Origin of the sequence: Streptomyces sp. WZ-12, assembly GCF_028898845.1 — a bacterium.
Lineage (GTDB): Bacteria > Actinomycetota > Actinomycetes > Streptomycetales > Streptomycetaceae > Streptomyces.
On sequence record NZ_CP118574.1, the window covers coordinates 4873843 to 4894404 of the forward strand.

Genomic DNA, 20562 nt, shown 5'->3' on the forward strand with positions numbered 1-20562 from the left:
CGCCGTCCGGGGTGGCGGCGGGAGGCATCGCGCCTCCCGCCGTCACCCCGTCTTCGTGTACAGCAACGGCGCCTTGCCGCCCGCGTCGTCGAAGGTGCGCCGCAGCTGGCCGGCCATCAGCTCCAGGGTGGAGCCGGTACCGGGGCGGCAGGTGTCGGGGGTGCCGGAGACCACCGTGGACGGGCCGAGGCGGACCGGCGGGCCGGCGCTCTTCAGGGCGGCCGTGAAGCGGCACTCGTAGGTGGGGCCGGTGGCCTCCATCCGCAGCACGACCTCGCCCGGCTTCCCCTGGACGAGGGTGAAGCGGCGGACGTCCAGGTTGGAGTCGCCGACCGTCGTCGACCAGATGCCCAGATATGCGGTCGGGATGGCGCCGTTCGCCGCCGGGGCGGACTTCTCGGTGGCGGCGGCGCTGCCGTCCGAGCCGCCCAGCAGCGCGTACCCGGTGGCGGCGGCCGCCCCGGCCAGCACCAGCGCGGCCGCGGCCAGCAGCGTCCGGCGGGTGCGGCGGTGCGCCGGGGCCGGACGGGGCGACGGCGCCACGGTGGCCGGCGGGGCGTCGGCCGACCCCGGGACGGAGGTCCGCTCCGCGCCGTCCCGGGGGTCCTCCGCCTCCAGCAACTCCACGGCGTGCCGCCCGAGATGGGCGACCAGCGTCCCCGGGAGCCACGGTTCGTCGTCCGCCCCGGTGGCGTCCGGTGCGCCCTCCGCCCGCGTCACCAGTTCCTCGGGCGTCGGGCGCCCGGCGGGGTCCTTGGCGAGGCAGTCCACGACCAGCGGGCGCAGCCCCTCGGGGAGCGCGGTCAGGTCCGGCTCCTCCTCGGCGATGCGGTACATCATCGCGTGCGGCAGGGTCGTCGCGGAGCCGAACGGCTGGTGCCCGGTGGCCGCGTAGACCAGGACGGAGCCGAGGCAGAAGACGTCGCAGGCCGGGGTGAGCGGCGTGCCGCGGACCTGTTCGGGCGCCATGAAGCCGGGGGAGCCGACGGCCGAGCCGGTCTGGGTGGCCACGCTCGTGGTGACGCCCTCCAGGGCCCGCGCGATGCCGAAGTCGATGACCCGGGGGCCGTCGATGGTCAGCAGGACGTTGGACGGCTTGAGGTCGCGGTGGATGATGCCGGCGGCGTGGATGGAGCGCAGCGCGCGGGCCAGCCCGGCGGCCAGGATCCGCACCGTGCGCTCCGGGAGCGGCCCGCAGCGGGCGACGACCTGTTGGAGGGAGGGGCCGGCGATGTACCCGGTGGCCACCCAGGGGGTCTCGGCCTCGGTGTCCGCGTCCAGGACGGGCGCGGTCCACTGGCCGCCCACGGTCCGGGCGGCCCGCACCTCGCGGCGGAAGCGGTCCCGGAACTCCTCCTGGTGGGCCAGTTCCGTGCGCACCAGTTTGACCGCGACGGTCCGGCCGCGGTCCGAACGGGCCAGGAAGACCCGCCCCATGCCGCCCTCGCCGAGCCGGCCGAGCAGGCGGTAGTCCCCGATCTGTTGGGGATCGCGTGCGCCGAGCGGTGTCAGCCCTCCGGCCCGTCCCGCCCGTCGCTGCTGCCCCGCCCGTCCCGACTGTTCCATGATGTGCCGCCCCTTTGTCCGGCTCTCCCCGCTTCGCCCTGTGGGAGCGGCCGTTGCTCGTCCGCGGTGAGGATATCGAGGCCGGGCGGACGGCCGTGGGGGCGGTATTCGGCCAAGACGCCCGCCTGTTGGGGAGGGCGGCCGTTCCCCCTTGCCCGGCACCGGAGTTCGCGCGCCGTCCGTAACGGCAGGAGAAGCGGCACGGCGTCGACAGAAAACTGACATAACGTCAGAAATGCTGCACCGGGCGGGAGCTGGGCAATGGATGGCCGATTCCGCGGCGCGGAACTTTCCGGGGTTATCGATCGTAAAGAAAGGAGAAAAACCGCAGAGAGCGACGACAGGACCCGCACGATCCCCCGTCCCCGAATCCCAAGGAGACCGTGTGATACCCGCCGTACGAGCCATCGCGCGCGCCACCATGGCCGCCCGCCCCGTCCCCCTGGCCGAGGTCCAGGCCCGTGCCGAACTCCTCGCCCGCTACAGCACCACCTACCTCGTCCCGGTCGAGGTCTTCGCCGCCTTCGCGGCCGAACTCACCGACCGCGCCCGCCCCGGCGGCCCGTTCGCGGCGCTGTGCATCAACGGCCGCCGCTGGTTCCGCTACCGGTCCGTCTACTACGACACCCCCGACCTGCGTTCCTTCCACGACCACCGGCAGCGCAACGTGCTCCGCTTCAAGATCCGCGAGCGGCTCTACGCGGACACCGGGGAGCGGCAGTTCGAGGTCAAGCTCAAGGAGGAGCACGGCAGGACGGTCAAGCACCGGCAGCCGCTGATGCCCGGCGACCCGGCGCTCGGCGCGGCCCCGCGCGACTTCCTCGCCACCGTGCTCGACCGCTCCTACGGCATCCAGGCCCCCACCGAACTGGGCCGCTCCATCGAGACCGACTACCAGCGGGCCACCTTCGTCGCCGACGGCCAACGGGTCACCTGCGACGCCGCCCTCGTCTGCCGGGACCCGGAGACCGGCCGCACCGTACGGGCCGACGGCGGCCTGGTCGTCGTCGAGACCAAGACCTGCGGCCGGCTCACCGAGGCCGACCGGCTGCTGGCCGGGTACGGTGTCCCGGCCGCCGACTTCACCAAGTACTGCGGCGGGCTGTCGGCGCTCCGCCCGCACCTCTACGCCAACCACTGGCGCGGCCCGGTGCGGACCGCGTTCCCCACCGCCGCGGCGGCCTGAACCGGTGCGCGGGGCGGCATGCCCTGAGCGCCGCGGCTCTTGACGGTGCCCGGGGGCAAGCACCCCACCCCCGGGCATCCCTGGAGTTTCCTCCAGGACCGTAGACATTCTGTCCGCGCTCGCGGTGAGCGCCATACACAGTGTCGGTATCGGCAGACGGACGGTGATCCCTAGGCTGGGGCCGTTCGCCGCTCTGTCCGGCGGCGGAACCGAGCGACCCGATCCGAGGTACTGACCGTGACCACGCCGCACCCCGATCCCGCAACGAACAAAGACAGCAGCACGAAGCGATTCCAGGGAAGGGCGGTGGCGGGTGACGGGCAGGCCGTGAAGGCGGCCGACCGCGCGCACGTCTTCCACTCCTGGTCCGCCCAGGGCCTGATCGATCCGCTCCCGGTCGCCGGCGCCGAGGGCGCGTACTTCTGGGACTACGACGGCAACAGCTACCTCGACTTCTCCTCCCAGCTCGTCAACACCAACATCGGCCACCAGCACCCCAAGGTCGTCGCGGCGATCCAGGAGCAGGCCGGCAAGCTGTGCACCCTCGCCCCCGGCTTCGCGGTGGACGTCCGCTCCGAGGCCGCCCGGCTGGTCGCCGAGCGCACCCCCGGCGACCTGGACAAGATCTTCTTCACCAACGGCGGCGCCGAGGCGGTGGAGAACGCCGTCCGGATGGCCCGGCTGCACACCGGCCGCCCCAAGGTGCTCTCCACCTACCGCTCGTACCACGGCGCCACCGCCGCCGCGATCAACCTCACCGGCGACCCGCGCCGTTGGCCCTCCGACACCGGCGCGGCCGGCGTCGTCCACTTCTGGGGCCCGTTCCTGTACCGCTCGCCGTTCCACGCCGAGAACGAGGCCCAGGAGTGCGAGCGCGCCCTGGCCCACCTGGAACAGACCCTCGCCTTCGAGGGCCCCGCCTCGATCGCCGCGATCATCCTGGAGACCGTGCCCGGCACCGCCGGCATCATGGTCCCGCCGCCCGGCTACCTCGCCGGCGTCCGCGAGATCTGCGACCGCCACGGCATCGTCTTCATCCTCGACGAGGTGATGGCCGGCTTCGGCCGCACCGGCCGCTGGTTCGCCGCCGACCACTTCGGCGTCACCCCCGACCTGCTGACCTTCGCCAAGGGCGTCAACTCCGGCTACGTCCCGCTCGGCGGCGTGGCGATCAACGCCGAGATCGCCGCCACCTTCGAGCAGCGCCCCTACCCCGGCGGCCTGACCTACTCCGGTCACCCGCTGGCCTGCGCCTCCGCCGTCGCCACGCTCAACGCGATGGCCGAGGAGCGGATCGTGGAGAACGCCGCGGAGATCGGCGAGAAGGTCATCGGCCCGGCGCTGCGCGAGATGGCCGAGCGGCACCCGTCGGTCGGCGAGGTCCGCGGCCTGGGCGTCTTCTGGGCGCTCGACCTGGTGCGGAACAAGGAGACCCGCGAGCCGCTGGTGCCGTACAACGCGGCCGGTGCCGACAACGCCCCGATGGCCGCGTTCGCCGCCGCCTGCAAGCGCGGCGGCCTGTGGCCGTTCGTGAACATGAACCGCACCCACGTCGTCCCGCCGTGCACCATCACCGAGGCCGAGGCCAAGGAGGGCCTGGCCGCCCTCGACGAGGCCCTGGCGACCGCGGACGCGCACACGGCCTGACCGCCACCCCGCCCGAGAACGCGGCCCGGCGGCCCCGCCCCTCGTGGCGGGGCCGCCGGGCCGCGCGGCTTCCCGTGAGAGCACTCCCGCCGCCTCGCCTATCGTGGGCGGCGGCCGCATGGACCTGCGGTCATGGACGTCGAAGGAGACGCACCGCATGGCCCCGGGCCCGGACAGCTCAGTGATACGGCGCAGCACGCTGCGCGAGCAGATCGCCGACGCGCTGCGCGACGAGGTCCTGGCGGGCCGGCTGTCGTCCGGCCACCCCTTCACCGTCAAGGAGATCGCCGACCAGTACGGCGTCTCCGCGACGCCGGTGCGCGAGGCGCTGCTCGACCTGTGCGCCCAGGGGCTGCTCGACGTCGAGCAGCACCGCGGCTTCAAGGTGCACGCCTTCACCGCCGACGACTTCCGCGCCATGGTCGAGGCCCGCACCCTCCTCATCGAGGGGATCTTCCGCAGCAACGCCGAACGGGCGCTGCGGACCGCCCCCGAGGAGGTGCTGATCTCCGTCCGCCGCCGCGCCGAGGAGGCCGAACGCGCCGCCCGGGCCGGTGACCTGGACGTCCTCATCGGCTACGACCTGCGGTTCTGGCGCGAGTTGAGCGGCATCGTCAAGAACCCCTACATCAGCGACTTCCTGGACCGGATCCGCGTCCAGACCTGGATGTTCGCGGTGCCGCTGCTGCGCCGCGAGCCGCGCCTCAAGGGGCTGCTCTGGCACGGCCACGGCGAACTGGCCGACGCCCTGCTGCGGCACGACCTGCCCGCCGCCCAGCGGCTGATCGCCGACTACAACGCGCACTCCCTCGCTCTCGTCGGAACGCCCGGCTAGCACTACGCTGTCCCGACCATCGGCCGTAATGGGCCGTACCCGTGGCTCTACGAGCGCCGGTGCCCCTCGTCCCCGACCGGAAGCGAGCCCCCACCCGTGGCATGTGACCTGTGGCTGGTACCCCTCGTCGATGTGCTGTGCCACAGCCCCGACAACCCCTTCTCCGAAGAGATCGCCGCCTACAACGACGCCCTGGTGGGCGCTGGCCTGCCCGAGATCCCGGTCTTCAGCTACATGCCGGGCCTCTCCGGTGACGTGGCTCCGGTCGCCGGCTTCGACTACGACGCGCTGCACTTCCTGCGCCGCGCCTACCTGTTGCGGCTGTGCGGCCTGGAGGTGACCCCGGTCGACGAACTCGGCGGCGACTACGAGCAGTTGCTGGAGATGTTCGAGACCACCGCGCAACAGTCCCACCTGGTCTGGCACTACGACCACGCGGGCGCGTACGTCCCGGTGGACTTCCCGCACCCGCTGGCCACCGAGGAACTCCTCGCCGGCGGCGGCCCGTTGGGGTCCTCCCACGGCCTGCTGCGGGACCTCGAACTGGTCGCCCCGGCCCTGGGCATCGATCCGGCCAACCCGCCGGCCGCGCCCGCGCCGCCGGCCGGCCCCACCTCCCTGGAGGAGCGGGCCACCGCGGTCCCCGTGGACGACGGCCCGTTCGCCCGGGAACGGCACGTCTGGCTCGGGCTGCACGCGGCCGCCACCCGCAGCCTCGGCCAGGGCTCCATGATCGTCTTCAGCTGAGCGGGCCGGACCGGCGGGGGGCGCCGCCGAAGGCCCCGCGGGGCTCCCGGCCGGTCCGCGCTCAGCGGGGGGCCTCCGGGGGCCGCTGCCGCGGCATGTTCGGCCGCGTACCGGGCGGCAACGGGTAGCGCCCCGGGTGCCCGTGGCCGTCCTGCCGCGGCGCCGCCCACGGCAGCACCGCGTGCGTGGCCTGCGGCACCGGGCCGGACCGGAACTCCACCATCCAGTCCGCCGTCTCCGCGCGCACCAACTCCCCGATGTCCTCGTTGAATCGCCGCAGCACGCTCAGGCAACGCTCCGCCGCCTCGCTCGCGGTGCCCTCCGCGGGACCGAGCACCTCCCGCACGCTCTCGGCCGCCCAGTCGAACTGCAGCGCCTCCACCCGCCGGTGGATCGCCTGTGCGGTGGCCAGGTCCCGCATCCAGCCCGCGGTCACCCCGAAGTACCGGTCGCAGCCCACGCACACGGCCGCCATCAGCAGCGTCAGCGCGCCCCACGGCGCCCCGTGCTCCCAGACCCCGGCGAGGTCGAGCAGCGGCAGCGCCCCGCCCGCGGTCACCCCGGCCGCGGCCCCCACCCGCAGCACCCGCGCCCCCCGACGCTTGGCCAGCCGGTCGCGCAGGTACCAGTCGGCGGTGCGCAGCGCGCCCTCCTCGCTCCAGAGGTACAGCGCGTCCAGCCGGTTGTCCGGCTCGCCCCAGTCGCCGTGCGGGAACGCCCGCCCCACGAGGTCGCCGCGGCCGCGCAGCCCGGCGGGGCGGCGCGGCGGCCGGCCCCCGTTCCGGTCGCGGTCCGGGGACCGCCCGCGGCCCCGGTCGGGCCCGCCCTCGCCCCGAAGGGGCCCCTCGGGCTGCATCTCCGGCTGACTCACCCGTGGCTCTCCCTCGTACGCGGATCCGTGCGGTGCGCGCACGGCCTACGGGAGGGCCGCGCATCGCCTCCCTTCCTACCGCCGAACGGTTGGGCTCTGTCCCAAGATCACCCGGTTTCCGCCCGGAAGTGGTGCGGGATCCGGTATAGGACGCCCGCGGATCTCACCCGAAAGAGTTCTCGCCGTGCGGGCGGACGCCGGTGGCGCCGGTGGTTTCCGGCCGGGGCCCACCCTTGTGCGATCGGGGCACGCCCGGCGGCCGGCCGTTTGGTGCGTTCGTCTAGGCTGCACCCCGTGAAGGTCCTCGTCATCGGCGGCGGCGCCCGCGAACACGCCCTGTGCCGCTCTCTGTCCCTCGACCCCGACGTCAGCGCGCTGCACTGCGCCCCCGGCAACGCCGGCATCGCCGGGGTGGCCGAACTGCACGGGGTCGACGCCCTCGACGGCCGGGCGGTGGCCGACCTCGCCGCCGACCTGGAGGCCGACCTCGTCGTCGTCGGTCCCGAGGCCCCGCTGGTGGCCGGCGTCGCGGACGCGGTCCGGGCGCGCGGCATCCCGGCCTTCGGCCCCTCGGCGCAGGCCGCCCAGTTGGAGGGCTCCAAGGCGTTCGCCAAGGACGTGATGGCCGCCGCGGGCGTGCCCACCGCCCGCAGCTACGTCTGCGCCACCCCCGACGAGATCGACACCGCGCTGGACGCCTTCGGCGCCCCCTACGTGGTCAAGGACGACGGGCTGGCGGCCGGCAAGGGCGTCGTGGTCACCGACGACGTCGAGGAGGCCCGCGCGCACGCGGGCGCCTGCGACCGCGTCGTCATCGAGGAGTTCCTCGACGGCCCCGAGGTCTCGCTCTTCGCGGTGACCGACGGCGAGACCGTCGTCCCGCTCCAGCCGGCCCAGGACTTCAAGCGCGCCCACGACGACGACCAGGGCCCCAACACCGGTGGCATGGGCGCCTACAGCCCGCTGCCGTGGGCCGACCCCAAGCTGGTCGACGAGGTGCTGCGGACCGTCCTCCGGCCCACCGTCGACGAACTGCGGCGCCGCGGCACCCCGTTCTCCGGGCTGCTCTACGCCGGCCTGGCGATCACCTCCCGCGGGGTCCGCGTGATCGAGTTCAACGCGCGGTTCGGCGACCCGGAGACCCAGGTCGTGCTGGCCCGCCTGAAGACCCCGTTGGCCGGCCTGCTGCACGCCGCCGCCACCGGCACGCTCGCCGCCCTCCCGCCGCTGCGCTGGAGCGACGGCGCCGCGGTCACCGTCGTCATCGCCTCCCACAACTACCCGGGCGCCCCGCGCACCGGCGACCCGATCGAGGGCCTGGCCGAGGTCGCCGAGCAGGACGCCCCCGACGCCTACGTGCTGCACGCCGGCACCGCGCGCGACGCGTCCGGCGCGGTACTGAGCGCCGGCGGCCGGGTGCTGTCCGTCACGGCCACCGGCGCCGACCTGACCACCGCCAGGGAGCGTGCCTACCGCGCCGTCGACAAGATCTCGTTGGACGGTTCGCACCACCGCACCGACATCGCCGCGAAGGCGGCAGCGGGGGCGTAACGCACCGCGGCCGGCGCCCGCTTCCCCGCCTTCACGGCGACCGAGGCATATGTCATTTCCCCGACATATGCCTCGGTGCGTTGCGGGGCCGTGCCGCCCGCCGGGAAGCAGCACAGAAATGCCGTTCCCGGGCCCGCGGCTTTACCCAAAGCCATTCCATCGAGTGACCGGGCGGGTATCTGGCTGACGAACTCCGCAGCCCCAACTAGGGTGCCGCGCAAGCCTCCTGTGGTCGTCGTGCCGACAACGGGGGGTGTGGGGTTGGCCGCTCCGGTCATCGGGGCCTCCCCCGCTCGTGTGGACGCCCGAGCGCGGGGAACGGTGCGTGCACCGGGCGTTGCCCCGAGCGCGTCCGGCAACTGGCCCACCGGCATTGCGATGTCAGTGGCCGGTGCCACAGTGGGGGAGTGGGTCGCTCGCTCGCCCGCACCTCGCACGACCGTCGTCCGTCCCGCTCCGCTAGGACCGCTGGGGGTGTACAGGCTCGTGACAAGTCCGGAAACAGGCGTCCTGGTGGCGCGTGCCCGCGCCCTCGCGGTGCTCCGCGTCCGCGGTGCGGCGTTGGCCCTCGCCCTGCTGCCTGCCGCCGTCGCCGTGGTGCTCCTCGTCGGCGGCGCCACCGGCCGGCTCGGCACCGAGGGCGGCTGGGCCGTCGCCCGCTGGACCGCCGGCGGCCTCACGGCGCTGAGCCTGCTGCTGACGGCCTTCGTCTCCGCAGTCGTCGCCCGCGCCCGACCCGCGCTCAGCCCCTCCGTGCCGATCGCCGAGGAGGCCGCCCCCGGCCTCTACCGCCTGGTCCGCGATCTCGCCGACCGCCTCGACGTCCCCGCCCCCTCGTCGATAGCCCTCACCCCGGACTGCGACAGTTGGCTGGAGGACCGCACCCACCGCGCCCACGGCCCGCCGCGCCCGGCCCGGCCCGGCGGCCGCCGGGCGCCCGAGGCCCCGGTCCTGGTGATCGGCTCGCCGTTCCTGTGGTGGATGCGGGTCGCCGAGCTGCGCGCCCTGCTGGCCCCCGTCGTCGCCGGCACCGGCCCGTCGGCACACCCGGACATAGCCGCCGCCCGCCGCTTCATCCGCGGCCTGGACGCGGCCGTCGCGGTCGCCGGCCGCGCCCGCGGTCCGCTGGGCGCCCTCCCGTTCCGCTTCGTCGGCCGGGTGGCCCGGCTGCTGCTGCGCGCCGCCCGCGAGCACGCCACGCTCATGGAGCGCGGGGTCGCGGCCGCCGCCTCCGAGCGTGCCCAGAGCGTCGACTACGGCCTGCGGCTGGTCGCCCAGGAGCAGGTCGGCCTGGCGTACGCGGGCTGGGACCGGCTGCTCACCCGGGTCGCGCTGCCCGCCTGGCGCATGGGGCGTTGGCCCTCCCGCCTGGACGCCGGCGTGGTCTCCGCGCTCACCGAGCTCTCGCGCCGTGACCGCCTGGCCGAGGGCTTCACCTCCCGGCTCGGCGAGCGGCCCGCCTGCGACCTCCTGGAGGAGCCCGGCACCATCGACCGGGCCGCCTCCTTGTTGGCCGCCCGGCTCTTCCACGGCGGCCCGCCCGAGCCCGGCCCGGACTGGTCGCCGGTCGGCTGGCAGCAGTACCCGCAGGAGATCGTGGACCGCAAGTGGCGCCTGGAGGCCGCCCGCCTGCACCGGGTCCTCGACGAACTCCCGGTCGCCGGCCCGGATCTCGACCGCCCGGCGCCGGAGCCGTCCCGTACGCCGGACCGCCCCGCCGTCCCCGCGGACGCCCCCGACTCCACCCCCGCCCCCCGGCCCACCCCGGCCCCGCGCCTCACCTACGCCGGGGCCCGCGCCCGTACGCCCGCCGCGCACCACCCCGCGGGCCTGTCGCACGCCCTCGGCCCCGAGCGGGCCGGCGCCGCCCCCGCCCCGTCCCCCGGGCCGACCCTGGCCCGGGTCATCGACCGGCTGGCCCGCGACACCCGCGCCGGCGATCTGCTCGCCGCCCGGCTGGGCGCCGAGGTCGCCCGCGAGGAGCGCGAGCAGGCCGCCCGCCAGGCCGCCCACGGCGCCCCGCCGGCCGACGCCCCCTGGAGCGACGGCACGAGCGACGGCGCCCTCCCGCTCTTCCCCCTCCAACCGCCGCGCACCGGCCGGGAGTTGCTCGCCGATCACGTCACCGCCATGGTCTGCTGCGCCGCCGTGGACACCGCCGGCGCCGCCCCCGGTCTGGACTGGCTCGACGGCCCGGCCCTCCTGGTGGACGGCGCCCGCCGCGCCGACCTGGGCCGCCCGGTCCTCAGCCTGGTCGACGAGGGCGATGCCGAACCGCTCCGCGGCTGGCTGCACCGCGTCGGCGTCCGCCCGGAGAAGCCGGTCCGGCTGGGCTGAGCCCAGGGCGCGGCGCCCGCCGCACCGGCTGCATGTTCCCTTCCAGTTCGCGCTTCGGGGCAAGGGCACCTAAATTCACGACGAAGGGTGACGAAGTGAGTGCGTAATGTGATGTGCTGGGGGGTGGGTAGGCCCGGTGGGCCGCGGTCATGGGAGACGCGGGAGGGGAGTGCAGGGTGGCGACGGAACAGATCAGGCGCTGGGAGTCGGGTGCCCTCGCCCACGCGGTCACGGACCCGTTCGGACAGGGGCCGTTGCCCTGGCTCCGCGGCAGCGAGACCTACTTCGACTCGGGCCGCATCATCCCCTGGTACGTCGACCCGGCCGTCGCCCACGGCGACCTACGGGTGCCCGCACCGCGAAAACACAACGGCCCCCGCACCGCCGACGACGTCCACCGCCAGATCAAGGGCTTCGCCGTCCCCGGCGCGGTGGCCCCCGGCGACGCCATCGACTTCCGGGTCTCGGTCGACCCGCCGCAGCCCTTCAGCATCGACGTCTACCGCATCGGCCACTACGCCGGCGCCGGCGCCGCCAAGATCACCACCAGCCCCCGCCTCGCCGGCATCGTCCAGCCGGCCCCGCTGCTCGTCGACCGCACCGTCTCCTGCCACCACTGGTGGCTCTCCTGGCGCCTCCAGGTCCCCGCGTACTGGCAACTGGGCGCCTACGTCGCCGTGTTGACCACCGCCGACGGCCGCTACCGCTCGCACGTCCCCTTCACCGTCCGCGACGCCGAGCCCGCCGACCTGTTGCTGCTGCTCCCCGACATCACGTGGCAGGCGTACAACCTCTACCCCGAGGACGGCCGGACCGGCGCCAGCCTCTACCACGCCTGGGACGAGAAGGGCGCCCTCCTCGGCGAGCGGGACGCCGCCACCACCGTCTCCTTCGACCGCCCCTACGCCGGCGCCGGTCTTCCCCTCCACGTCGGCCACGCCTACGACTTCATCCGCTGGGCCGAGCGCTACGGCTACGACCTCGCCTACGCCGACGCCCGCGACCTGCACGCCGGCCGCGTCGACCCCACCCGCTACCGCGGCCTGGTCTTCCCCGGCCACGACGAGTACTGGTCGGTCCCGATGCGCCGCACGGTCGAGGCCGCCCGGGACGCCGGCACCTCCCTGGTCTTCCTCTCCGCCAACACCCTGTACTGGCAGGTGGAGCTCGCCCCGTCGCCGGCCGGCCCGGACTCGCTGCTGAACTGCCGCAAGCGCCAGGGCCCCGGCCGCCCCGCCCTCTGGCGCGAACTGGGCGCTCCGGAACAGCGGTTGATGGGCATCCAGTACGCCGGCCGGGTCCCCGAGCCCGTCCCCCTGGTGGTCCGCAACGCCGACCACTGGCTGTGGGAGGCCACCGGCGCCCACGAGGGCGACGAGCTCGCCGGCCTGGTCGCCGGCGAGGCCGACCGCTACTTCCCGCGCACCAGCCTCCCCGAGCACACCCGCCGCATCCTGCTCGCGCACTCCCCGTACCGTGACGGCGAGGGCGTCCGCCGCCACCAGGAGACCTCCCTGTACCGCGCGCCCAGCGGCGCCCTGGTCTTCTCCTCCGGCACCTTCGCCTGGTCGCCCGCGCTCGACCGCCCCGGCCACGTCGACCAGCGCGTCCAGCGCGCCACGGCCAACCTCCTCGACCGCATCTGCAAGCGCGACTGAAGCGCCCGGCCGCCGCGCTAACGGGCCGCGTACTCCCCCAACTCCCGTGCCAGCGCCACCGTCAGCGCCCGGAAGATCCGCACCTCCGGATTGGCGTCCCCGACCCGCGTCGCCAGCACGCTCTGCGCGCTCGGCGCGTCCAGCACCGGCACGAACACCGTCCCCGGCCAGGGGTAGTACCGGGCGAAGGACTTCAGCCCGGACCCCGCACCGCGCCCCGCCGCCACGCTCGTCAGCACGTCGTGCGGGTTCAACGCGCAGTCCGGCGCCCGCCGTTCGCCCTCCTGGAAGTAGAGGTAGTCGACGAACGGCCGCGGGGTGCGCGCCGGCAGCCGCAGGAACGGCAGGTCGAGCACGTCCGCGATCCGCACCCCCTCGCGCGCCGCGTCCGCCAGCGGTGACCGGGCGGAGACCGCCACGATCCGCTGCTCGGTCGTCAGCACGTCCACCTCGATGCCCTCGGCCCGCACCAGTGGCCGGACGAACGCCACGTCCACCCGGTCCTCGCGCAGCGCGGAGCAGTGCTCGGTGAAGTTCAACTGCACCAACGACACCGGGACATCGGGCCGGGCCCGGCGGAAGGCGTTCACCGCGGCCGGCGTCACCTCCGCCGACCCGTGGCTCATCACCCCGACCCGCAGCCCGCGCCCCGCCGCCGGCCGGTCCCGGACGGCCTCGGTCACGTCCTCCACCGCGGCGTTCGCGGCGGCCAGCAGCGTCCGGGCGTGCGAGACCAGCCGCTGCCCGGCGACCGTCGGGACCACCGGGCCCCGGCCGCGCTCCAACAGTCGGGTCCCGAACTCCCGCTCCAACTGCTGCACATGCTGGGTGACCGCGGCCGGCGACAGGAACAGCCGCGCCGCGGCCCGGCCGAAGTGCTGCTCCTCGACCACCGCCAGGAACGAAGACAGCCGGCGCAGATCCATACCGGCCACGATAGGCCGGGCCCCGCGCGTTCACACCGAGCCGTTCACATTTCCTGAACGGGGGCGGCGCGCCGGCCCGCCCGCGCCGTACAACAGCCCTCATGCCTCTGACACACACCCCGGCGGCCCCGGTCGGCCCGGCCGCCTCCGCGGCCCCCGCCCCCCGCCACTGGCTCCGTGCCGGCTGGCTGATGACGGCCTCCGGGTGGAGCGCCAACCAGTACTCCTCCCTCCTCGGCGCCTACCGCGACCACCTCGGCCTGACCGCCGCCACCACCACCGCCCTCTTCGCCGTCTACGTGCTCGGCCTGATCCCCGCCCTCCTCCTCGGCGGCCCGCTCGCCGACCGGCACGGCCGCCGCCGGGTCGCCCTCACCGCGCTGGCCGTCTCGGCCCTGGCGACCTGCCTGCTGATGTGCGGCCCGGTCGCGCCCGCCCTGCTGTGGCCCGGCCGCTTCCTCACCGGCGTCGGCGCCGGCACTCTGCTCACCGCCGGCAGCGTCTGGATCAAGGAGCTCTCCACCGCGCCGTACGGCGCCGCCCCCACCCCCGGCGCCGCCGCCCGCCGCTCCGGCCTCTTCCTCTCCGCGGGCTTCGCCACCGGCGGCCTGGCCGCCTCCCTGATAGCCCAGTGGGCCCCGCACCCGATGGTCCTGGCCTACGTCCCGCACCTGGCCCTGTCCGCGGCCGCCGCGCTGGGCGCCGCCCGCGCCCCCGAGACGGTCCCGCCCCGGGCCCCGGCCGCCGCGACCCAGGAGCGCACCGCCCCCGCCTACCGCACCCCGTTCCGCCGCCTCGTCCTCCCGGTCGCCCCCTGGGTGTTCGCCGCCCCCGCGATCGCCTTCGCCGTCCTGCCCGCGCAGGTCGACGCCGGCCTGCGCGGCTGGGGGACCGTCTACGCGGGCATCGTCACCGCCGTCACCCCCGGGGCCGGCCTGCTCGTCGCCCCGCTCGCCCGCCGGCTGAGCGCCCGGCACCGCCTCGCCACCGCAGTCGCCGGCCTGCTCGTCACCGCCGCCGGCCTGCTGACCGGCGCGCTGGCCGTGGCGCACGCCCAGCCCGCGGTGGCCCTGCTCGCCGCCGCGCTGATCGGCGCCGGCTACGGCCTGTGCGTGGCCTACGGCCTGACCGAGGTCGGCGCCCTGGCGCCCCCGCACCACCTGGCCCGCGTCACCGCCCGCTTCTGGGCCGTCTGCTACCTGGGCTTCTGCACCCCGTACGCGGTCACCCTGCTCGGCGGCGCGTTCTCCACGGCGACGATCCTGGCCGCCGTCGCCGCCCTGGCGCTGCTCACCCTCGCCGCCGTGGCCCGCCCCGGAGCCCGAACCTCCGCTTGACCGCCCGTCGCGGGGCCGCCGCTCCCCCGACGGCGACCCTGCGGCGGAGCCCCCGCCCCGCATACGGGAGAATCACCGGGACTCCTGGATCAACCTACGCGGAGGCAGCGTGTCCGGATTCGTAGAAAAGCCCGAGCCCGTGCAGGTCCCGGGTCTCACCCACCTGCACACCGGCAAGGTGCGCGACCTCTACCAGAACGCCGCCGGCGACCTGGTCATGGTCGCCAGCGACCGCATCTCCGCCTACGACTGGGTGCTCCCCACCGAAATCCCCGACAAGGGGCGGGTGTTGACCCGGCTCTCACTCTGGTGGTTCGACCAGTTCGCGGACCTGATCCCGCACCACGTCCTGTCCACCGAGGTCCCCGAGGGCGCCCCCGCCGACTGGGCCGGCCGCACCCTCGTCTGCCGCTCCCTGGCCATGGTCCCGGTGGAGTGCGTCGCCCGCGGCTACCTCACCGGCTCCGGCCTCGCCGAGTACCGGGAGTCCCGCACGGTCTGCGGGCTGGCGCTCCCCGAGGGCCTGACCGACGGCTCCGAACTCCCCGCGCCGATCTTCACCCCGGCCACCAAGGCCGCCGTCGGCGACCACGACGAGAACGTCTCCTACGAAGAGGTCGCCCGCCAGGTCGGCGCCGAGACCGCCGCCCAGCTCCGCCAGGCGACCCTCGCGGTCTACGGCCGGGCCCGCGACATCGCCCGCGAGCGCGGCCTGATCCTCGCCGACACCAAGTTCGAGTTCGGCTTCCACGAGGGCCGCCTCACCCTGGCCGACGAGGTCCTCACCCCCGACTCCTCGCGTTTCTGGCCCGCCGACCAGTGGCAGCCGGGCCGCGCCCAGCCGTCCTTCGACAAGCAGTTCGTCCGCGACTGGTTGACCTCGCCCGCCGCGGCCTGGGACCGCACCGGCGAGCGGCCCCCGCCGGCCCTCCCGCAGGAGGTCGTCGACCGCACCCGCGCCAAGTACCTGGAGGCGTACGCGCGCCTGACCGGCCACCCCTGGTCCTGACGCCCCCACGACAAAGGCCCCGGTTCGCGTGAACCGGGGCCTTTTCTCTGAGCGGACGACGAGGCTCGAACTCGCGACCTCAACCTTGGCAAGGTTGCGCTCTACCAACTGAGCTACGTCCGCACGCTCCGTGCGCCGGCTTCCGTTTCCGTTCGCCGCTGCGCGGTGCGAGCCCTACTATAGCCAACTTCCGGGCCCCCGACGCACGCCCCGGAGCCACCTCCGTCCGCGGCCGCCCCGCGAACGCGTCCCACCCGCGCCCCAGATGCGGCCCTCGCCCGCTCCCGAGCGACCCCAACTCCCGCCCGTCGCCACGCCATTAGGTCCGGCCCGCCCCGCCGCCCGGTTTCCGCCCGCCGCCCCGGCACCCCGCCTCGCACTGTGTTCACCGCCACATCGCGCCCGTGGCCGCGATTTCCCGCGATAAGGCACGCGACACCGCGCCCGGCCGCCCCGCCGGCCGAGATCCCGGGAGCCGCCCCGCCTTTCCGCCCGGGAACTCGGGAACTTGGGCAGTTGGGGACTTCAGGGCTTGGAGGCGTGGGAATACGACAAAGGCCCCGGTTCGCGTGAACCGGGGCCTTTTCTCTGAGCGGACGACGAGGCTCGAACTCGCGACCTCAACCTTGGCAAGGTTGCGCTCTACCAACTGAGCTACGTCCGCAGGCATCCACTCGGCTTTCACCGGTGGCGCGACAGCTACTCTACCTGATCATTTGGACCGGTTGAACTGTCAGAGCGGGTGACAGGGATTGCACACTGCGCCTCCCCCTTGGAAAGGGGGCGCTCTACTACTGAGCTACACCCGCGTGACTCCTCGGGGCCCGGCCTTTCGGCCTCGCCCCTCGGCGTGCTCCAGACTCTAGCTGATCAGTAGGGGTGCTGTGCAAGTCGGCGGTGTGCGCACCCGCGGACGTCGGCAAGTCGGTTAGTGGTTGGCCGCGTTGAAGGCTTCGTAGACCTTCTTGGGGATGCGGCCGCGCGGCGGGACGTCCATCTGATGGGAGCGGGCCCAGGCGCGGACGGCCGCCGGGTCGGCGGTCACCGCGGTCCGGTGGAAGGTCTTGCCGGACTTGGCCCGCTTGCGGCCGGCCTCCACGAACGGGGCGAGAGCGCCGCGCAGTTTCTTCGCATTGGTGGGATTGAGGTCGATCTCGTACGACTTCCCGTCCAAACCGAAGATGACCGTCTCTGCGGCTTCTCCTCCGTCGATGTCATCGGAGAGCGTCACTACTACGCGCTGCGCCACGGATATCGGTCCTTTCATCGAGCGACCCCTTGTTGACGTGGGGTGATGCTCCAGATCCGGCTGATTGGGATCAATGCTTTTTCATTTGTACAGCGATGGGCATTGCATTGTGAAGCCCATTTAATTTCGTCAGCGTGTCCTGCCGCAATCCGGCCCCCCGTTCTTTTCGCAGATTTTTCCTGGCAGGCACGCTCCCGGTAACCGACCCGGGATCGGGCACGTCGCATATCTATGCGCGTAGATTTTCGAACACGGTACTGTGAGGACACCGCCTTACGCACCACACCACCGGGAGTGCCAGTGGCACGCGTCGTAGTCGACGTCATGCTCAAGCCGGAGATCCTCGACCCGCAGGGGCAGGCGGTGCAGCGCGCACTGCCACGCCTGGGATTCGAGGGCATCGCCGACGTCCGTCAGGGCAAGCGTTTCGAACTTGAGGTGGAGGGCCCCCTCGACGAGGCCGCCCTCGCCCGTATCCATGAGATGGCCGAGACCTTCCTCGCCAACACCGTCATCGAGGACTTCACCGTCCGGGTCGACGAAGCCGCGCGGGCCGAGTCATGACCGCCCACCCGTCACCCACCACCACCCGTGACGGAGGCCCTTCGGGCCGCGGCAACATCCGGGTCGGAGTCGTCACCTTTCCCGGCACGCTCGACGACCGCGACACCCAGCGCGCGGTCCGGGCGGCCGGGGCGGAGGCGGTGCCGCTGTGGCACCGCGACAAGGACCTGCACCAGGTCGACGCCGTGGTCCTGCCCGGCGGCTTCTCGTACGGGGACTACCTGCGGGCGGGGGCGATCTCCCGGTTCTCGCCGGTGATGGAGACCGTGATCGAACAAGCCCGGGCCGGTATGCCGGTGTTGGGCATCTGCAACGGTTTCCAGGTCCTCACCGAGACGCATTTGCTGCCGGGCGCGATGCTGCGCAACAACCACCTGCACTTCATCTGTCGCGACCAGAAGCTGCGGGTGGAGAACGCCGGTACCGCCTGGACCGCCGACTACGACCGGGGCCAGGAGATCAGCATTCCGCTGAAGAACATCGACGGCCGATATGTCGCCGACGAGCGGACGCTGGACATGCTGGAGGCCGAGGGCCGGGTGGCCTTCCGTTACCTCACCGACGGCCCGGCCGCCGACGGGTACCAAAACCCCAACGGATCGCTCCGCGACATCGCCGGCATCACCAATGAGGCGGGCAATGTCGTCGGCCTGATGCCGCACCCCGAGCACGCCGTCGAGCCGCTGATCGGCACCGGCCGCACCGACGGCCTCGGGTTCTTCACCTCGATCCTGAAGAAGCTGGTCAACGCATGAGCCTCGACACCGTCAAGCACGCGGCGACGACCCCCGACGCCGACCAGCCCTGGGCCGAACTCGGCCTCAAGGAAGACGAGTACGCGCGGATCCGGGAGATCCTCGGCCGGCGGCCGACCGGCGCCGAGCTGGCCATGTACTCGGTGATGTGGTCCGAGCACTGCTCCTACAAGAGCAGCAAGGTCCACCTGAAGCAGTTCGGCGAGAAGGCCCCCGAGAACGACGCGATGCTCGTCGGCATCGGGGAGAACGCCGGCGTGGTGGACGTCGGCCAGGGCTACGCGGTCACCTTCAAGGTCGAGTCGCACAACCACCCCTCGTACATCGAGCCCTACCAGGGCGCGGCCACCGGCGTCGGCGGCATCGTCCGCGACATCCTCGCGATGGGCGCCCGCCCGGTCGCCGTCATGGACCCGCTGCGGTTCGGCGCCGCCGACCACCCCGACACCAAGCGGGTGCTCCCCGGCGTCGTCGCCGGCATCGGCGGCTACGGCAACTGCCTGGGCCTGCCCAACATCGGCGGCGAGGTCGTCTTCGACCCCTGCTACCAGGGCAACCCGCTGGTCAACGCGCTCTGCGTCGGCGTGATGAAGCACGAGGACATCCACCTGGCGAAGGCGTCCGGGTCCGGCAACAAGGTCATCCTCTACGGCGCCCGCACCGGCGGCGACGGCATCGGCGGCGTCTCGGTGCTGGCGTCGGAGACCTTCGACTCCGAGGGCAAGCCGGCCAAGCGCCCCTCGGTCCAGGTCGGCGACCCGTTCCAGGAGAAGCTGCTCATCGAGTGCACCCTGGAGATCTTCCGGGAGAAGCTGGTCGCCGGCATCCAGGACCTCGGCGGCGCCGGACTGTCCTGCGCCACCAGCGAGTTGGCCAGCGCCGGTTCCGGCGGCATGCGGGTCGAGCTGGACACCGTTCCGCTGCGCGACTCCTCGCTCTCGCCCGAGGAGATCCTCATGAGCGAGTCGCAGGAGCGGATGTGCGCGATCGTCGAGCCGGACAAGGTCGAGCGCTTCCTCGCGATCTGCGAGAAGTGGGACGTCATCGCCACCGTCATCGGTGAGGTGACGGACGGCGAGCGGCTGGAGATCTTCTGGCACGGCGAGCAGATCGTCGACGTGCCGCCGCGCTCGGTCGCCCACGAGGGGCCGACCTACCACCGCCCGTACGCCCGCCCAGAGTGGCAGGACGCCCTCCAGGCCGACGACGCGGGGAAGTTGCCCCGCCCGGCGGGCGCCGACGAGCTGCGCGCCCAGGTGCTGAGGCTGGTCGGCTCGCCCAACCAGGCGTCCAAGGCGTGGATCACCGACCAGTACGACCGCTTCGTGCAGGGCAACACGGTGCTGGCGCAGCCCGAGGACTCCGGCATGGTCCGGATCGACGAGGAGACCAACCTCGGCGTCGCGGTGGCCACCGACGGCAACGGCCGCTACGCCAAGCTGGACCCGTACGCGGGCGCGCAGTTGGCGCTGGCCGAGGCGTACCGCAACGTCGCCGCCACCGGTGCCAAGCCGCTCGCGGTCTCCGACTGCCTGAACTTCGGTTCGCCCGAGGACCCGGCGGTGATGTGGCAGTTCGCGGAGGCCACCCGCGGGCTCGCCGACGCCTGCCAGGTGCTGGGCACCCCGGTCACCGGCGGCAACGTCTCGCTCTACAACCAGACGGGCGAGGTGGCGATCCACCCGACCCCGGTGGTCGCGGTGCTCGGCGTCATCGACGACGTCACCCGCCGCACCCCGGTCGGCTTCGCGGAGGAGGGCCAGTTGCTCTACCTGCTCGGCGACACCCGCGCTGAGTTGGGTGGTTCGGCCTGGTCGCAGGTGATCCACGAGCACCTCGGCGGGCTGCCGCCGCGGGTTGACCTGGAGCGCGAGCGACTGCTGGCGGAGATCCTCATCTCCGCATCCCGCGACGGCATGGTCGACGCCGCGCACGACCTCTCCGACGGCGGTCTGGTCCAGGCGCTGGTGGAGTCGTGCCTGCGCGGCGGCAAGGGCGCCCGGCTGGTGGTGCCGGACGACCTGGACCCGTTCGTCTTCCTCTTCTCGGAGTCGGCGGGCCGGGCGGTCGTCGCGGTGCCGCGCAGCGAGGAGCTCCGCTTCACCGACATGTGCGGTGCGCGGGGGCTGCCGGCCACCCGGATCGGCGTGGTGGACGGCGAAGAGCTCGCGGTCCAGGGGCAGTTCACCATCCCGCTGAGCGAGCTGCGGACGGCCCACGAGGCGACCCTCCCGGGGATCGTCGCCTAGGCCCCGCCCAACAGGGCGGTGCGCGCGCTCCGTTGACCTTTCGCGCCGGAACGGCCCGCCAGGAGTGCCTGGCGG

Annotated in this window: 16 protein-coding genes and 3 tRNA genes; 12 read left to right on the plus strand and 7 right to left on the minus strand. The window is 73.7% G+C overall.

Annotated elements, in window-relative coordinates:
• Nucleotides 1-42 precede the first annotated feature (42 nt).
• A complete protein-coding gene (locus PV796_RS21075; protein ID WP_274914868.1) occupies nt 43-1566 on the minus strand; it encodes a serine/threonine-protein kinase in 1524 nt (507 codons plus the stop codon).
• Nucleotides 1567-1951: 385 nt separating this feature from the next.
• Between PV796_RS21075 and PV796_RS21080 the strand changes: the two genes are divergently transcribed.
• The 4 genes from PV796_RS21080 to PV796_RS21095 all read left to right on the plus strand — a co-directional run bounded on the left by PV796_RS21080 (nt 1952) and on the right by PV796_RS21095 (nt 5981).
• Nucleotides 1952-2752, plus strand: coding sequence for a polyphosphate polymerase domain-containing protein (locus PV796_RS21080; protein WP_274914869.1), 801 nt, complete (start codon nt 1952-1954; stop codon nt 2750-2752).
• 237 nt (nt 2753-2989) lie between these two features.
• Entirely contained in the window at nt 2990-4399 is a 1410-nt protein-coding gene (locus tag PV796_RS21085; protein ID WP_376570177.1) for an aspartate aminotransferase family protein, read from the plus strand.
• A gap of 157 nt (nt 4400-4556) precedes the next feature.
• A complete protein-coding gene (locus tag PV796_RS21090; protein ID WP_274914872.1) occupies nt 4557-5234 on the plus strand; it encodes a GntR family transcriptional regulator in 678 nt (225 codons plus the stop codon).
• Between the two features lie 96 nt (nt 5235-5330).
• The gene (locus tag PV796_RS21095) at nt 5331-5981 is read left to right on the plus strand and encodes a hypothetical protein (RefSeq protein ID WP_274914873.1); all 651 of its coding nucleotides are present in this window, start codon (nt 5331-5333) and stop codon (nt 5979-5981) included.
• 61 nt (nt 5982-6042) lie between these two features.
• On the opposite strand, the gene PV796_RS21100 is transcribed toward PV796_RS21095, so the two are convergent.
• Complete coding sequence (locus PV796_RS21100; RefSeq protein ID WP_274914874.1) at nt 6043-6852, minus strand: SLATT domain-containing protein; 810 nt, start codon at nt 6850-6852, stop codon at nt 6043-6045.
• 294 nt (nt 6853-7146) lie between these two features.
• Between PV796_RS21100 and purD the strand changes: the two genes are divergently transcribed.
• From purD to PV796_RS21115, 3 genes are all read left to right on the plus strand, one after another.
• On the plus strand, nt 7147-8403 hold the full coding sequence (gene purD / locus PV796_RS21105; protein ID WP_274914875.1) for a phosphoribosylamine--glycine ligase: 1257 nt from the start codon (nt 7147-7149) through the stop codon (nt 8401-8403).
• Nucleotides 8404-8889: 486 nt separating this feature from the next.
• Nucleotides 8890-10740: a hypothetical protein gene (locus tag PV796_RS21110; protein WP_274914876.1), complete on the plus strand. Its 1851-nt coding sequence runs from the start codon at nt 8890-8892 to the stop codon at nt 10738-10740.
• A 176-nt stretch (nt 10741-10916) separates the two neighbouring features.
• Entirely contained in the window at nt 10917-12398 is a 1482-nt protein-coding gene (locus PV796_RS21115) for a N,N-dimethylformamidase beta subunit family domain-containing protein (protein WP_274914877.1), read from the plus strand.
• A gap of 17 nt (nt 12399-12415) precedes the next feature.
• Here the strand turns inward: PV796_RS21115 and PV796_RS21120 are convergent, their stop codons facing one another.
• Nucleotides 12416-13324 carry a LysR substrate-binding domain-containing protein gene (locus PV796_RS21120; protein ID WP_274914879.1) on the minus strand — a complete coding sequence of 303 codons (909 nt, stop codon included), beginning with the start codon at nt 13322-13324 and terminating at the stop codon, nt 12416-12418.
• A 101-nt stretch (nt 13325-13425) separates the two neighbouring features.
• On the opposite strand from PV796_RS21120, the gene PV796_RS21125 reads away from it, so the two are divergent.
• Nucleotides 13426-14661 carry an MFS transporter gene (locus tag PV796_RS21125; RefSeq protein WP_274914882.1) on the plus strand — a complete coding sequence of 412 codons (1236 nt, stop codon included), beginning with the start codon at nt 13426-13428 and terminating at the stop codon, nt 14659-14661.
• A gap of 109 nt (nt 14662-14770) precedes the next feature.
• Nucleotides 14771-15670 (plus strand): phosphoribosylaminoimidazolesuccinocarboxamide synthase, encoded by a 900-nt coding sequence (locus tag PV796_RS21130; RefSeq protein WP_274914884.1) that lies wholly within the window; start codon nt 14771-14773, stop codon nt 15668-15670.
• Nucleotides 15671-15720: 50 nt separating this feature from the next.
• On the opposite strand, the gene PV796_RS21135 is transcribed toward PV796_RS21130, so the two are convergent.
• The 4 genes from PV796_RS21135 to PV796_RS21150 all read right to left on the minus strand — a co-directional run bounded on the left by PV796_RS21135 (nt 15721) and on the right by PV796_RS21150 (nt 16919).
• Nucleotides 15721-15793, minus strand: a tRNA-Gly gene (locus tag PV796_RS21135).
• 468 nt (nt 15794-16261) lie between these two features.
• A tRNA-Gly gene (locus tag PV796_RS21140) sits at nt 16262-16334 on the minus strand.
• A 73-nt stretch (nt 16335-16407) separates the two neighbouring features.
• Nucleotides 16408-16479 (minus strand) — tRNA-Gly (locus PV796_RS21145).
• A 119-nt stretch (nt 16480-16598) separates the two neighbouring features.
• Nucleotides 16599-16919, minus strand: a complete 321-nt coding sequence (locus PV796_RS21150) for a histone-like nucleoid-structuring protein Lsr2 (RefSeq protein WP_274919159.1) — start codon at nt 16917-16919, stop codon at nt 16599-16601.
• A 300-nt stretch (nt 16920-17219) separates the two neighbouring features.
• Between PV796_RS21150 and purS the strand changes: the two genes are divergently transcribed.
• Genes purS through purL form a run of 3 tightly spaced genes read left to right on the plus strand, consistent with a single transcriptional unit; the run spans nt 17220 to nt 20487 of the window.
• Nucleotides 17220-17483: a phosphoribosylformylglycinamidine synthase subunit PurS gene (purS, locus tag PV796_RS21155; RefSeq protein WP_274914885.1), complete on the plus strand. Its 264-nt coding sequence runs from the start codon at nt 17220-17222 to the stop codon at nt 17481-17483.
• Nucleotides 17480-18238, plus strand: a complete 759-nt coding sequence (purQ, locus tag PV796_RS21160) for a phosphoribosylformylglycinamidine synthase subunit PurQ (protein ID WP_274914886.1) — start codon at nt 17480-17482, stop codon at nt 18236-18238. Before purS ends, purQ begins: the two co-directional genes overlap by 4 nt.
• Nucleotides 18235-20487: a phosphoribosylformylglycinamidine synthase subunit PurL gene (gene purL / locus PV796_RS21165; protein ID WP_274914888.1), complete on the plus strand. Its 2253-nt coding sequence runs from the start codon at nt 18235-18237 to the stop codon at nt 20485-20487. The genes purQ and purL overlap by 4 nt, the downstream gene beginning before the upstream one ends.
• Nucleotides 20488-20562: the final 75 nt, after the last annotated feature.

Coding starts and splice junctions, on each gene's coding strand:
- PV796_RS21075 (WP_274914868.1), bottom strand. CDS start 1,566: ATGGAACAGTCGGGACGGGCGGGGCAGCAGCGACGGGCGGGACGGGCC.
- PV796_RS21120 (WP_274914879.1), bottom strand. CDS start 13,324: ATGGATCTGCGCCGGCTGTCTTCGTTCCTGGCGGTGGTCGAGGAGCAG.
- purL (WP_274914888.1), top strand. CDS start 18,235: ATGAGCCTCGACACCGTCAAGCACGCGGCGACGACCCCCGACGCCGAC.
- PV796_RS21125 (WP_274914882.1), top strand. CDS start 13,426: ATGCCTCTGACACACACCCCGGCGGCCCCGGTCGGCCCGGCCGCCTCC.
- purQ (WP_274914886.1), top strand. CDS start 17,480: ATGACCGCCCACCCGTCACCCACCACCACCCGTGACGGAGGCCCTTCG.
- PV796_RS21090 (WP_274914872.1), top strand. CDS start 4,557: ATGGCCCCGGGCCCGGACAGCTCAGTGATACGGCGCAGCACGCTGCGC.